The following is a 13,584-nucleotide window of genomic DNA, read 5'->3' on the forward strand; positions in this document are numbered from 1 at the left end:
TGGCGCGGTCCCCGGATCGCGGGGCTCAGAACCCCGCGCGCTCCATCGGCGCGTTCAAGGCCGCGCGCAGCGTCTCGGCGCAGTCGGCCAGGTGCAGCCGCGAGGCCTCGCTCAGGCCCGGCCGGCGCTGCGCCGCCTGGATGCGCGGCAGCAGCGACGCGGCCTCGGCGCGCAGCGTCGAGCGCAGGTCCACGCGCACCCCGCCGGGCGTGCGCAGCAGCACGACGGCCAGCCGGTTGACGTGGTCGCGCTGCAGCTCGCGCCGGCGCGCCGGGATGTCGCCCTTGCCGCCGGCGCCGAAGTTGTCCGCGTCCGACCACAGCGCGCGCGTGATGCGCGCATAGACCTCGGACGGCGCCAGCGCCTGCGCCGGACGATCCAGCTTGGGCGCGCTGTCCTCCAGCCGCTGCGCGAGGCCGTCGCTCATCAGCGCGAACAGCAGCTGGCGCTGGAAGTCCAGCATCACCGATTCCACCGGGTAGTCGGTGGACACGGGGTCGCCGCCGGCGGAGACGTCGCCGCGCTCGAGGAAGTCGGGCGCCAGGCGGCGTTGCAACGCCGGCGAGATGCGGAAGCTGTCGGGCGCGAGCACGCCGTCGACCAGCGTGTCGAGCGCGGCGCGCTGCTGGGCCGCCGGCACCGGCTGCATCGGGTCGCGGCCGGAGCCGGGGAAGTCGCGCAGCGTGGCGACGCCGCCGAGCTGGCGCAGCAGCACGCCCGACGCGCGCACCGCGTCGCGCAGCGCGTAGCGCACCGAGCGGCGCAGCACGGCGTAGTCCTCGTCGGGCCGCAGCGTGCGCGACTCCTGGCGCGTGAACAGGTCGCGCGCGATGGCGAAGCGCTTCTGCGCATAGGCCACCGGGTCGGCGCCGAGATCGCCCTGCAGCGCGGCCGGATCGACGCCGAGGTAGTTGTCCTCGTCGGTGCCGTAGTCCAGGCCCGGCTCGGTGTTGCGCGCCGCGATCTTGAGCAGCTCCGCCTTCTCCTGCGCGGGCGTGGTGCCGGCCGGCATGGGCTTGTAGGCGTACTCGATGGCCCAGTAGTCGTACGGGCCCAGCGTGTTGTCGAAGGGCTTGACGACCGGCTCGCCAGGGCGCGGCAGGTTGATCGGCGGGTAGTCCATCACCGAGCCCGAGAGCGGGTGCGTCTGCGTGAACCCGGGGTCGGACAGGTCCTTGTCCGTGTTCATGCGCGAGGCGCGGAAGTTGTGGCGCAGGCCCAGCGTGTGGCCGACCTCGTGCATCGTCACGTTCGTGAGGTAGGCCTGCACGAAGGCGTCGGCCTGGGGGCTGTCGGGATCGATGTCGCCGCGCGCTTCCAGCACGTCCAGGCCGTAGTCCGCCTGCTCGGATTCGAAGTCGCCGGCCAGGCAGGCCTGCGCGTCGAGGCCGAACGGCTTCGGCGCAGCGGACGCCTCGGCTGCCGGCGCGAGCTCGGACGCCGGCGCCTGCAGCAGCGAGGCCAGCCCCGAGGCGCTCGCGCGTTCGAGCACCTGCACGCGGTCGGCGCGCAGGTTGCGCGAGGCCACGCTCTCGATCGAGATGCCCGCATCGAGGATCTCGCCGCTGCGCGGATCGACGTGCGTCGGCCCGATCGCGTCATAGATCGGCTCCGCGTTGACCGCCCAGCGCACGGAGGTGGCGCCGACGTCCAGCGTGTCGAACGCGGCGTCCTCGGGCTGCACCTTGACGACGATCGCGTTCCTGAAGCCGATCTTCTCGAAGGCCTTGTTCCACTCGAGGATGCCGCGCGTGATCGCGTCGCGGTACTTCAGAGGGATCGAGCGGTCGAGCCAGTAGGTGATGGGCCTGACCGGCTCGGACATCTCCGCCGCCGGATCCTTCTTCTCGAGGCGCCAGTGGTTGATGAAGCGCTCGCGCGGCGAGCGCACCTGGTCGTCGGTGAAGTCGGCCACCGTGGTGGTGAAGAAGCCCACGCGCGGGTCGGCCGGGCGGGTTGCCATCGGCTTCTCGGGCAGGCGCGCCAGCGAGTAGTGCAGGCCCAGGAACAGGCTGCGGGCGTCGGGGATGAAGCTGGGGATCGTCGGCTGTGGCGCGCCGGCCGGCGCGTTGGGGAAGGAGTTGGCGATCGACTGCGTGAAGTAGTGCGCCGTGACGTCGAACATCACCTCGTCGGCCGAGCCGCGCACGCTGTCGAAGTACGAATTGCGCTGGTCGAAGCCGTAGCCCTGGCGGAACATCTGCTGCAGGTGGATCGCCATGCCCAGCGTGTCGACCAGGAACAGGTTGTTGGCCTCGATCAGCACGCCGTGCGACGCGCCGTCGGGCTGGCTGGCCACCGGCGTGCTGCCGATCAGGCTGGTGGAGTAGTCGGCGTCCACCGCGTGCGCCTGCGGCGTGCCGGCCCTGGCACGGAAGGTCTCGTTGAGCGCGACCAGCTGCACCAGGTTGTGGATCTTGCGGAACTCGACGATGCGCGGCGCGCCCCAGGCCCCGTACGCGCTCAGCATCGAGCCGCCGAACAGGCCGCCCTCGCCGAGGCCCTGCGAGACCTTGGGCGAGAAGAACATCGGCTTGTTGAAGTCCTCCGGCTTGAGCTCGAGCCAGACCTTGTCGTCCTTCTGCCAGAGCGTGAGCATGCCGTCGACGCGGCGGGAGCCTTGCGTGACGGTGGCGAACGGCGGCAGCGGCGGGCCGCTGGGCGCCGCGGCCGGGCGCGTCGCGCTCGCGCGCGCGGCGACCGCGCTGGCCCCGCTGGCGGGCGTGGCGGCCGCGGACGCCGGCTCGGCAGGGGTCTCGGCCAGCACCTTGATGTCCGGCCGGATCTCCGCTTCCGGCGTCGCGCAGCTGCACAGGAAGGCGACGCAGGCAGCGGCGAGCAGGGTCAGCGGCGAGATCGGGCGCGATTGAGGCATGGAATCAGGATACGTGAAAGAAGGATTGGTTCCAGCGCGTGGAAAGTATGGCAAATCAGTCAGTGATAACCCTGCACGGCCGATTCAGTACGTATAGAATATGCATACCGAATCCGTCAGCATCGTACTTTCAAACGAGAGGTCGACCATGGAAGCCACCGTCGCCGAACGCGGCCAGATCACGCTGCCCAAGGCCGTGCGCGACGCGCTCGGGCTGACGAAAGGCACCGTGCTGAAGGTCGAGCTGGACGGCGGCAGGATCATCCTGCGCAAGGACGTCACCGACGCCATCTCGCGCGTCCGTGGGCGTTTCAAGCTGCCGAGCGGTGTCTCGACCGACGACGTGATGCACGAGCTGCGCGGACGCGCCCCCGGCGAGACGCCCGAATTCTAATGAAGCCATGTGGGCCCCCACGCTCCCGCTGGTCGCTGCCCCCCGAGGGGGCCGCGCGGATCGGCTCGGCTGCGAGCCTCGCTTCCCTCTTCTTGGATTTTCGTTCGAGGCATTCGAGCGGCGACGCCGGCTGCCGATGCAGCCCGGCGTGCCACGCGAGCCTGGTGAAGGCTTGACGCGATGATCGCCATCGACACCTCCGTCCTGATCGACCTGCTGGGCGACGGCGCCGGCGCCGACGCCGCCGAGGCCTGCCTGCGGCTCGCGCTCGGCAGCGGCCCGGTGGTCGTGTGCGACGTCGTCGCCAGCGAGGTGACCGCGGGGCTCGGACACGGCGCGGAAGTGATGGACGCGCTCGACGACATGGGGCTGACCTTCTCGTCCATCGAGCAACGCTCGGCCGTGCGCGCGGGCGAGATGCAACGCAAGTACATGCAGCGCGCGCGCGCCGCGGGCCAGGTGCTCGCCTCGCCGCGCACGATGCCCGACTTCCTCGTCGGCGCCCACGCCCTGCTCCAGTGCAACGGCCTGATCACGCGTGACGAAGGATTTTTCCGCGACTACTTCAAAGGGCTCAAGGTCATCGTCCCGAAGACCTGAAGCCACATTCCTTTCCACCCCGGCTATCCCAGGAGATCTCCATGCTTGAAGCCTACCGCCAACACGTGGCCGAACGCGCCGCGCTCGGCATCCCGCCGCTGCCGCTGACCGCGCAGCAGACCGCCGACGTCATCGAGCTGCTGAAGGCGCCGCCCGCCGGCGAGGACGCGTTCCTGCTGGACCTGCTGACGCACCGCGTGCCCCCGGGCGTGGACGATGCGGCCAAGGTCAAGGCCAGCTTCCTGTCGGCCGTCGCGCACGGCGACGTCGTCGTGCCGCTGATCCCCCGGGCCAAGGCCACCGAGCTGCTGGGCACGATGGTGGGCGGCTACAACGTCAAGCCGCTGATCGACCTGCTGGGCTCGCCCGACGTCGCGCAGGAAGCCGCGAACGCGCTGAAGAAGACGCTGCTGATGTTCGACTTCTTCCACGACGTCGCCGAGAAGGCCACGGCCGGCAACAGGTTCGCCGCCGAAGTGATCGCCAGCTGGTCCAACGCCGAGTGGTTCACGTCGCGCCCGGAAGTCCCGAACAAGATCACCGTGACCGTGTTCAAGGTCACCGGCGAGACCAACACCGACGACCTGTCGCCCGCCCCCGACGCGTGGAGCCGCCCCGACATCCCGCTGCACTACCTGGCGATGCTGAAGAACGCGCGCCCGGGCATCACGCCGGAAGAAGACGGCAAGCGCGGCCCGATGCAGTTCATCGCCGACCTGAAGAAGAAGGGCCACCTCGTGGCCTACGTCGGCGACGTCGTCGGCACCGGCTCCAGCCGCAAGAGCGCCACCAACTCGGTGATCTGGGCCACGGGCGAGGACATCCCGTTCGTGCCGAACAAGCGCTTCGGCGGCGTCACCCTCGGCGGCAAGATCGCCCCGATCTTCTTCAACACGCAGGAAGACTCCGGCGCGCTGCCGATCGAGGTCGACGTGTCCGCGTTCAACATGGGCGACGTCATCGACATCTTCCCGTACGACGGCCGCATCGAGAAGGACGGCGCCAAGGTCGTCGACTTCAAGCTGAAGAGCGACGTGCTGTTCGACGAGGTGCGCGCCGGCGGCCGCATCAACCTGATCATCGGCCGCTCGCTGACCGCCAAGGCGCGCGAGTTCCTGAAGCTGCCCGCGTCGACCGCGTTCCGCCTGCCGGCCGCGCCGGCCGCGTCGAACAAGGGCTTCTCGCTGGCGCAGAAGATGGTCGGCCGCGCCTGCGGCTTCCCCGAAGGCCAGGGCGTGCGCCCGGGCACCTACTGCGAGCCGAAGATGACCACCGTCGGCAGCCAGGACACCACCGGCCCGATGACGCGCGACGAGCTGAAGGACCTGGCCTGCCTGGGCTTCTCGGCCGACATGGTGATGCAGTCCTTCTGCCATACCGCGGCGTATCCGAAGCCGGTCGACGTCAAGATGCACCACGAGCTGCCGGCGTTCATCTCCAACCGCGGCGGCGTCGCGCTGCGTCCGGGCGACGGCATCATCCACAGCTGGCTCAACCGCCTGCTGCTGCCCGACACCGTCGGCACTGGCGGCGACAGCCACACGCGCTTCCCGATCGGCATCAGCTTCCCGGCCGGCTCCGGCCTCGTCGCCTTCGGCGCGGCCACCGGCGTGATGCCGCTGGACATGCCCGAGTCCGTGCTGGTGCGCTTCAAGGGCACGATGCAGCCGGGCGTGACGCTGCGCGACCTCGTGCACGCGATCCCGCTGTACGCGATCAAGCGCGGCCTGCTGACGGTCGCCAAGGCCGGCAAGGTCAACGCGTTCTCCGGCCGCATCCTCGAGATCGAGGGCCTGCCCGACCTGAAGGTGGAACAGGCGTTCGAACTCAGCGACGCCTCGGCCGAACGCTCGGCCGCCGGCTGCACGGTGCACCTGAACAAGGCGCCGATCATCGAGTACATGACCTCGAACATCGTGCTGATGAAGAACATGATCGCCGACGGCTACGCCGACAAGCGCACGCTGGAGCGCCGCATCAAGGCGATGGAAGCCTGGATCGCCGACCCGCAGCTGCTCAAGGCCGACGCGGACGCCGACTACGCCGAGGTCATCGAGATCGACCTCGACGAGATCAAGGAGCCGATCCTGTGCTGCCCGAACGATCCGGACGACGCCAAGTTCCTGTCCGACGTGGCCGGCACGAAGATCGATGAAGTCTTCATCGGCTCGTGCATGACCAACATCGGCCACTTCCGCGCGGCCGCCAAGCTGCTCGAAGGCAAGCGCGACATCCCGGTCAAGCTGTGGGTCGCCCCGCCGACCAAGATGGACGCCTCCGAACTCACCAAGGAAGGCCATTACGCCACCTTCGGCACGGCGGGCGCGCGCACCGAGATGCCGGGCTGCTCGCTGTGCATGGGCAACCAGGCGCAGGTGCGCGAGGGCGCAACGGTGGTCTCGACGTCGACCCGCAACTTCCCGAACCGCCTGGGCAAGAACTCCAACGTGTTCCTGGCCTCGGCCGAACTGGCGGCGATCGCGTCCAAGCTGGGCCGCATCCCCACCGTCGCCGAGTACCACGCGGACATGGGCGTGGTGAACGCGGACGGCGCGAAGATCTACCGCTACATGAACTTCGACAAGATCGAGGAATTCGCGGACAAGGCCAAGGCCGTGACGGCCTGAGCTGCAGACCCTGCGACATGAGAGGGGCCGGGCGACCGGCCCCTTTCTTTCTGGCGTGCCCCCCGCGCATCGAGGAATACGCTGAGCCGTATCGCCCCGCGCGCCGCCGATACTCGCGGCCTGTCCACATCCGGCGGCACAGCCGGGCCTCAGGGGGAGCTCCACATGATTCGAACCAGGCTGCGCGCGCTCGCCGGCACCGTCGTCCTTCTCGCGGGCGCGCCGTTCGCCGCCCATGGCCAGGACGTCTCGCGCGTCGTCGCGGCCACGATCTACTCGCACGACGTGCTCGTCGAACGCCAGCTGAAGACGCCGGGCGGCACGCGCCACGTGCAAGTGGCGTGCATGCCGCCGGGCTTTCGCGCCGACACGCTGCAGGTCGACGGCGACGCCAGCCTGCACCTGGGCGACGTGCGCACCGAGCCGGTCACCGGCGACGACGCGCTGGCCTGCGCGCGCGGGCCGGTCGACGCCCGCATCCGCGCGCTCGAGGACCAGAAGGCCGCGCTCAAGTCGCAAGCCAGCGCCGATGACATCGCGCTCGACTACCTGCGCCGCTGGAACGGCAGCACCGTCGACGCGCCCGCCGCGCGCGCGTCCGCGCCGGCGCGCGCGCTGCCCGCGGCCGACACGCTGCGCAAGTCGGCCGTGGACCTGATGGCCGACCAGTCGCGCGTCGCGCACCAAGTCGCCGACCTCGACCGCCAGCTGGCCGAACTGCGCAAGTCGGTGCGCCGGACGGAAAAGGGCAACTGGTCGACGCTGCGGCTCGACCTGTCGACCGCCGGCCCCGCCACGCTGCGCCTGCGCTACGAGCTGCCCAGCGCGGACTGGCAGGTGAGCTACCGCGCCTCGCTCGACACTTCCACGTCGACGCTGCGCATCGAACGCCAGGCCGAGATCACGCAGAACACGGGCGAGGACTGGACCGACGTGGCGCTGACGCTGTCGACCGGCTACGTCGATCATCCCAACCGGCCCCAGCGCCTGCCCGATTCCTGGAACCTGACGCCGCCCGAACGCGTCAACGCCGGCGGCTCCGCCAGCAACGACGCGATGGTCCAGCGCGTCGAGGTCACCGGCTCGTCGATCAGCCCGTTCGTGACGCTGCCCGAGTCGCCGCTGGCCGCGCCGACGATAGACACGACGCCGGTGGTCGGCATCCAGGTCGAGGAGCGCGACTGGCAGACGCTGTTCCACACGACGCAGCCCATCGCGATGCCGTCCGATGGCCTGCCGCACCTGCTGGCGCTCGACTCGCTGGCCGTGCCGGTCAAGGTGCGCGTGCAGGTCATCCCGCTGCAGTCGCTCAATGGCTACCTGCTGGCCGACGCGCCGACGCCGGCCGGCAGCTGGCCCGAGGGCAAGGTGCAGATCTGGCGCGACGGCTCGCTGATCGCGCAGGTCGCCGACTGGTCGCCCGACGGCGACGACGGCCGGCTGTCGCTGTACTTCGGCCGCGACGACCGCGTGCGCGTCAGCGTGCAGCGGCCGCCGTCGATGTCGATCGCCGTCGGCCTGTTCGGCAGCGAGAAGCAGCAGTCCTGGGGCTCGGTCTTCGTCGTCTCCAACGGCCACACGACGCCGCAGACGATCGAGCTGATCGATCCGGCGCCGGTGTCGCACACCGAGTCGGTGAAGGTCCAGTCCAGGTACGAGCCCGCGCCCAGCGTGACCGACTGGCAGCACAAGCCCGGCGTCAACGCGTGGACGATCCCGATCGCGCCGAACCAGACGAAGCAGGTCAGCGTCTCGCACCAGGTGACCTTCCCCAAGGACGAGCGCATCCGCAACCTGCCGCAGGCCCAGTGACGCGGCGCCGGCGCGATGCCGGGGTCGGCGTCGGTGCTTATGCGAGGAAGGCGCAAGGCCCGCGGCGGGCTTGCGCTATCTTGGCGGGATGACTGCCAGCGCCCTGTCGACCGACCTCCAGATCCGCCCGTTCGACGCGCCCTGCGGCGCCGAGGTGATCGGGCTCGACCTGTCGCGGCCGCTGGCCGAGGCCGACTTCGCGCGCATCCACCGCGCGCATCTCGACCACCATGTGCTGGTCTTCCGCGACATGGCCATCCCGCCGGCGCAGCAGGTCGAGTTCAGCCGCCGCTTCGGGCCGCTGCAGCGCCACGTGCTGAGCAACTTCGCGCTGCCCGGGCATCCCGAGGTGCTGGTGATCTCCAACATCGAGGAAGGCGGCAAGCCCATCGGCCTCGGCGACGCCGGCGCCTACTGGCACTCCGACCTGTCGTACATGCCGCGCCCGAGCCTGGGCTCGATGCTGCACGCGCAGGAGCTGCCGGCCGAGGGCGGCGACACGCTGTTCGCGAACCAGCACCGCGCGTGGGACGCGCTGCCCGCGGCGTTGAAGTCGGCGGTCGAGGGGCGTCGCGCGGAACACTGGTATCTCTGCAAGTACGCCGAGCTGCAGAAGCGCAACCCGTGGCGCCCCGAGCTCACGCAGGCCCAGATCGACGCCGTGCCGCCCGTGGCGCAGCCCGTCGTGCGCACGCATCCGGAGATCGGCCGCCAGGCCTTGTTCGTCAGCGAGCACTTCACCACGCGCGTGCTCAACATGCCGGACGACGAGAGCCGCGCGCTGCTCGCCGAACTCTTCGCGCATTCGACGCGCGACGAGTTCGTCTACCGCCATCGCTGGCAGCCGGGCGACATGGTGTTCTGGGACAACCGCTCGCTGATGCACCTGGCCGGCGGCACGCCCGATCACCTGCGGCGGCGGCTGAACCGCACGACGATCGAGGGCGACGAGCCGTTCTGAGCGCGTGCGACACTCGTTCGCATGCACCCGTCCTTTCGCCCGTCGGTCGCCGCCATCCTCGCCTCGCTCGCCCTGGGCGCGCACGCCGCGAGCTTCGACTGCAAGGCCGCGAAGGCGCCGACCGAGAAGGCGATCTGCGGCTCACCCAGGCTCTCCGCGCTCGACGAGAAGCTGGCACGCGACTACGAGCGTGCACTGCACGCGCTGAGCCCCGCGGGCGCGGCGACGCTCAAGGACTCGCAGCGCAACTGGCTGCGTTTCGTCGGCGCGGTGTGCGGGCAACGCAAGTCGGCCGACGGCAGCGAGCCGGCGTCCTGCGTCCAGGCCGAGTTCGAGCGGCGGCTGGAGCAGCTGGCGCAGGCCGGCGTACGCCTCGGGCCCTACGTCTTCGGCCGCGTCGACTTCTATTCGACGGCCCGCGTCCACGACGACGCCGGCGCGCATCCCGGCTTCGTGACGGATCACGTCGGGTTCGCCCAGATCGACTCGCCCATCAACGCAACGACGACGGCCTGGAACGCCGCCCAACGCAAGGACGATCCCGGGCCGATCTCGGCGTCGGACGATCCGGACGACATCCACGAGGACAACGACACGGACTACACGCTCGGCTGCGCCGGCGACCGGTTCGTCAGCCTGCAGGTCACCGGCACGGAGTACCAGCACGGCGCGGCGCACGGCAGCTACGACCACGAGGTGCGCAACCTGCTGCTCGCACCCAGCTTGCGGCAGATGGCTGCCGGCGACATCTTCACGGCCGGCGCCCCGTGGAAGACGAAGCTGCCGGCGCTGTTCTGGAACGTCTACGCGCACGACGCCGGCCCCGACAAGGGCCCGGCTTCGATCGAGGAGGCGATCAAGACCTCCGCCGCGAGCCCGGACCGATGGCTGCTGACGCCGCGAGGCCTGCAGATCTCCTTCGACGCCGACGAAGCCGGCTGCTACGCCTGCAATCCGGGCCCGATCACGGTGCCTTGGTCGACACTGAAGCCGATGCTGGCGTCACCCGATCTCGCGGCCTGCAAGGCGCCGCCGTCGGCCAGGCCCTGAGGCCACATCGGATTCAACGCACGTAGTCGTCGCCGCGGCACCCGTCGCGCAAGGCCGTCTCGCGATCGGCCGGCACTGCGCGCAGCGGCGGGTCGAGCCGGCGCGGAAACACGACGGCGGCGCGATCCCAGTGATCCGCGCGTTTCTCGATGATGACGACGCCGCCGTCCGCACACCGGGCCTCCAGCCTCTTGGCGTCCTCGCGCGCGACGGTGTAGTCGCCGCGCCGGTGCGCGACTTCCGCGGCGATCGTCGTCACGAAGGCGTCGAGCGTGCAGGACTCGCCGAGGTCAGCGGCACCGCTGGCGAGATCGAGCTCGTGGAAGCAGCGATAGGTGTGGCCGCCACGCGTGCGCACGGCGCGGACCTGCGTGATGGCCACGCTGAACGCGAGCGATCCGCCGCAGCGGCCGTGCATGTAGGCGTCGACGAAGGCCTCCTTCACGTGCTCGAGATCCGCGGCGTCGGCCATCGTCTCCACCGCGGCGGCCTGGGACGCGGGGCACGTGAAGTGGCCGCTCTTCAGGATCAGCGCCGGCTCGGCGGCGGACGCGAGCGTGCAGGACGCGGTCAGGGCAAGCGAGACGATCAGGTGCATGGTTCTCCCGGATGGCTGGCGACGGATCATCGGCTCGTCAGCGCTCCGGATTCCACTGCACGCCCGACCGCGCGACCACGCCCGGCTTGAGGCGCTGCGTCTCGTCGTAGTCGTCCCACGGATGGAAGAACAGCGGCTCGACGTTGTCCAACTCGGACAGGCGTTCGCGATACGCGGCGAGGTATGACGCGCGCTCGCCGGCGTCGACGCGCCCCGGCATCCACGCCACGAACGGCGGCAGCACCGTGAAGCCCGTGTACGCGAGCATGCCGTTGTGGATCGGCCAGAGCACGTGCAGCAGGTCGCCGTCGACGCCGTCGGGCTCGTACAGCGTCGACGCGGTGCCGGTGCTGATGCACAGCATCGCGCGCTTGCCCTTGAAGTGGCCGCGCTCGTACTTGCGGCCGGCCGAATAGGCGAAGCCGCGGCTGAAGACGCGGTCGACCCAGCCCTTGAGCATGGCCGGCATGCCGAACCACCACACGGGGAAGTGGAACAGCACGAGATCGGCCGCGGCCACCTTGGCCTGCTCGGCGCGGACGTCGGCGGCGTGGCTGTCGCGGCGGTGCGCGTGCTCCTGCTCGCGCGAGAGGTCGAGGAAGCCGGGGTCGGCGCGGTCGTGCGCGAACTCGCCGGGCCCCAGCGCCGGGTTCCAGCCCATCGCGTAGAGGTCGCTGACGGTCACCGCATGGCCGGCCGCCACCAGCGTGGCGACGGCCTCGTCCTTCAGCGCGGCGCTGAAGGAGGCGGGTTCGGGATGGGCGAAGACGATGAGCACGTTCATGCGCCGATTCTGGGGCCGCCGCGATCACCCCGTCTTGCGCGGGTCTCCGTTCAACGCACATGCCGCGGCCCGCGGCCACGCAACGACTCCAGGAGATCCGATGACTCTGCACCACATCGCGCGCGTCGCCGCCGCAACCCTGCTGGCGCTCGCCGCCCTCGAAACGCAGGCCCAGGACGCCACCCGCATCGTCGCCGCCACGGTCTATCCCGACAGCGCCCGCGTCGAGCGCGAACTGAAGGTGCCCGGCGGCACGCGCCACATCGCGCTGGCCTGCGTGCCGGCGGGGGTCGACGTGTCGACGCTGCAGGTCGACGGCGATCCGGAGCTGCGCCTGGGCGAGATCCGCACCACGCCGCTGCCGCAGGCGCGCTGGTCGGAATGCGCCGCGTCGCCGCTCGAGGCGCGCACGCAGGCGCTGGACGCGAAGCGCGCGACGCTCGAAGCGCAGCGCGACTCGAACGAGCTGGCGCTGTCCTACCTGAAGACGTGGGGGTCGAACGCGCATGCCGACGATCACGCGACGCCGGCACCGGTCACCGGCAGGCCCGCCGCGCCGCCGCGACCCGGCGCGCTCGCCGGCGACCTGCGCCAGGCGGCCTACGACCTCCTCGTCGACCAGGCCCGCGTCAGGCGCGAGCTCGCGGTGCTCGAGCGCGAGAGCGTGCGCCTCGGCGACGAGACGCCGCCGTCGCGCGGCAAGGACGGCGGCTGGCGCACGGTGCGCTTCGACGTCTGGACCCCCGCGTCCGCGTCGCTGCGCGTCCACTACAACGTCGCCAACGCCTGGTGGCGCCCGACCTACCGCGCCACGCTGGACAGCGCGCACGCGACGCTGCGCGTCGACCGCCAGGCCGACATCGTGCAGGCCAGCGGCGAGGACTGGGGCGAGGTGCGGGTGAAGCTGTCGACGGGGCGCGCCAACCGCGCGGCGCAGGCGCAAGCGCCGGGCGCGTGGTTCCTCGACGTCGTCGTGCCGCAGCCGGTGTACGCCATGGCGCCCATGTCGGCGGCGGCCCCCGCGCCGGCGCCGATGGCGGAGCAGCGCGCGGAGATCGCCGGCAGCACCATGAAGCGCGTGACCGCCGAGCCGCCGCCGTGGGGCGCGACCGCGATCGCCACCGACTACGCGACCGAGTTCGACGTCGCGCAGGCCGTCACGCTGCCGTCCGACGGCGAGACGCACACGCTGCAGCTCGCGAGCCAGACGCTGACCGCGACGCTCAAGCGCCGCGCGACGCCGCGCACCGACCGCGCGGTCTACCTGCTCGCCGAGATGCCGCGCCCCGCAGGCTCGTGGCCGGCCGGGCCGCTGCAGTCGTGGGTGGACGGCGCGCTGGTGGCGCGCACGCACTGGCAGCCGGCGCAGGGCGACAAGCTGGAGATCGCGCTGGGGCAGGACGACCAGATGCGCGTCGACGTCGAATCCCCCGGCGCCTTCACGCAGTCGCGCGGCGTGTTCGGCGGCAGCACCGAGCGCACGTCGACGGCGGTCTACGCGGTCGTCAACCAGCACCCGGACGCGGTGACGGTGGAACTGCTGGACGCCTCGCCCGTCTCGCGCAACGAGGCGATCCGGGTGACGCACGCCTACGTGCCGCAGCCGTCGGCCACCGACTGGAACAAGGTGCCGGGCGTCGCGGAATGGACGTTGGCGATCCCCGCGCGCGACACGCGCCGCGTCAGCATCTCTCACACGGTGACGGCCGCCAAGGACGTGATCGTGTCCAGCCTGCCCTGACGAGGCTTGGCGGGAGCGCTCCGGGCGTCGTGCAGGCCGTCGATCGCGAGCGGGCGCGCGATCGCCTACAACAGCGGGTCGATCGACACCATCGCGCGAACCGGGTATACCTGGTGATGTATCGGGATATACCCGTCTATGT

General features: G+C 70.9%; 10 protein-coding genes. 7 read left to right on the forward strand and 3 right to left on the reverse strand.

From position 1 onward, the window contains the following. Positions 1-25: 25 nt before the first annotated feature. The gene (locus tag LPC04_RS00540) at positions 26-2,875 is read right to left on the reverse strand and encodes a zinc-dependent metalloprotease (protein ID WP_275680224.1); all 2,850 of its coding nucleotides are present in this window, start codon (positions 2,873-2,875) and stop codon (positions 26-28) included. 148 nt (positions 2,876-3,023) lie between these two features. Here LPC04_RS00540 and LPC04_RS00545 point away from each other — a divergent pair, with 148 nt between their 5' ends. The 6 genes from LPC04_RS00545 (at position 3,024) to LPC04_RS00570 (ending at position 10,319) form a co-directional block, all read left to right on the forward strand. Beyond that, positions 3,024-3,269, forward strand: coding sequence for an AbrB/MazE/SpoVT family DNA-binding domain-containing protein (locus LPC04_RS00545; RefSeq protein ID WP_275680225.1), 246 nt, complete (start codon positions 3,024-3,026; stop codon positions 3,267-3,269). 180 nt (positions 3,270-3,449) lie between these two features. After that, complete coding sequence (locus LPC04_RS00550; RefSeq protein ID WP_275680226.1) at positions 3,450-3,869, forward strand: type II toxin-antitoxin system VapC family toxin; 420 nt, start codon at positions 3,450-3,452, stop codon at positions 3,867-3,869. Between the two features lie 41 nt (positions 3,870-3,910). Continuing rightward, entirely contained in the window at positions 3,911-6,496 is a 2,586-nt protein-coding gene (gene acnB / locus LPC04_RS00555) for a bifunctional aconitate hydratase 2/2-methylisocitrate dehydratase (RefSeq protein ID WP_275680227.1), read from the forward strand. Between the two features lie 165 nt (positions 6,497-6,661). Then, on the forward strand, positions 6,662-8,308 hold the full coding sequence (locus tag LPC04_RS00560) for a DUF4139 domain-containing protein (protein ID WP_275680228.1): 1,647 nt from the start codon (positions 6,662-6,664) through the stop codon (positions 8,306-8,308). 88 nt (positions 8,309-8,396) lie between these two features. Next, positions 8,397-9,269 (forward strand): TauD/TfdA dioxygenase family protein, encoded by an 873-nt coding sequence (locus LPC04_RS00565; RefSeq protein ID WP_275680229.1) that lies wholly within the window; start codon positions 8,397-8,399, stop codon positions 9,267-9,269. Positions 9,270-9,290: 21 nt separating this feature from the next. Continuing rightward, positions 9,291-10,319: a lysozyme inhibitor LprI family protein gene (locus LPC04_RS00570; protein WP_275680230.1), complete on the forward strand. Its 1,029-nt coding sequence runs from the start codon at positions 9,291-9,293 to the stop codon at positions 10,317-10,319. Between the two features lie 13 nt (positions 10,320-10,332). On the opposite strand, the gene LPC04_RS00575 is transcribed toward LPC04_RS00570, so the two are convergent. Together LPC04_RS00575 and LPC04_RS00580 are read right to left on the reverse strand one after the other, a co-directional pair. Next, positions 10,333-10,917, reverse strand: coding sequence for a hypothetical protein (locus LPC04_RS00575; protein ID WP_275680231.1), 585 nt, complete (start codon positions 10,915-10,917; stop codon positions 10,333-10,335). 37 nt (positions 10,918-10,954) lie between these two features. Next, positions 10,955-11,701, reverse strand: coding sequence for an NAD(P)H-dependent oxidoreductase (locus LPC04_RS00580; RefSeq protein WP_275680232.1), 747 nt, complete (start codon positions 11,699-11,701; stop codon positions 10,955-10,957). Between the two features lie 100 nt (positions 11,702-11,801). Here LPC04_RS00580 and LPC04_RS00585 point away from each other — a divergent pair, with 100 nt between their 5' ends. Next, complete coding sequence (locus LPC04_RS00585) at positions 11,802-13,442, forward strand: DUF4139 domain-containing protein (RefSeq protein WP_275680233.1); 1,641 nt, start codon at positions 11,802-11,804, stop codon at positions 13,440-13,442. The last annotated feature ends 142 nt before the right edge of the window (positions 13,443-13,584 follow it).

This window comes from Scleromatobacter humisilvae (genome assembly GCF_023231945.1).
Lineage (GTDB): Bacteria > Pseudomonadota > Gammaproteobacteria > Burkholderiales > Burkholderiaceae_C > Scleromatobacter > Scleromatobacter humisilvae.

Excerpts from the sequence above, each read along its gene's own strand:
- LPC04_RS00540 (WP_275680224.1), bottom strand. The coding sequence starts at position 2,875 with ATGCCTCAATCGCGCCCGATCTCGCCGCTGACCCTGCTCGCCGCTGCC.
- LPC04_RS00545 (WP_275680225.1), top strand. The coding sequence starts at position 3,024 with ATGGAAGCCACCGTCGCCGAACGCGGCCAGATCACGCTGCCCAAGGCC.
- LPC04_RS00550 (WP_275680226.1), top strand. The coding sequence starts at position 3,450 with ATGATCGCCATCGACACCTCCGTCCTGATCGACCTGCTGGGCGACGGC.
- acnB (WP_275680227.1), top strand. The coding sequence starts at position 3,911 with ATGCTTGAAGCCTACCGCCAACACGTGGCCGAACGCGCCGCGCTCGGC.
- LPC04_RS00560 (WP_275680228.1), top strand. The coding sequence starts at position 6,662 with ATGATTCGAACCAGGCTGCGCGCGCTCGCCGGCACCGTCGTCCTTCTC.
- LPC04_RS00565 (WP_275680229.1), top strand. The coding sequence starts at position 8,397 with ATGACTGCCAGCGCCCTGTCGACCGACCTCCAGATCCGCCCGTTCGAC.
- LPC04_RS00570 (WP_275680230.1), top strand. The coding sequence starts at position 9,291 with ATGCACCCGTCCTTTCGCCCGTCGGTCGCCGCCATCCTCGCCTCGCTC.
- LPC04_RS00575 (WP_275680231.1), bottom strand. The coding sequence starts at position 10,917 with ATGCACCTGATCGTCTCGCTTGCCCTGACCGCGTCCTGCACGCTCGCG.
- LPC04_RS00580 (WP_275680232.1), bottom strand. The coding sequence starts at position 11,701 with ATGAACGTGCTCATCGTCTTCGCCCATCCCGAACCCGCCTCCTTCAGC.
- LPC04_RS00585 (WP_275680233.1), top strand. The coding sequence starts at position 11,802 with ATGACTCTGCACCACATCGCGCGCGTCGCCGCCGCAACCCTGCTGGCG.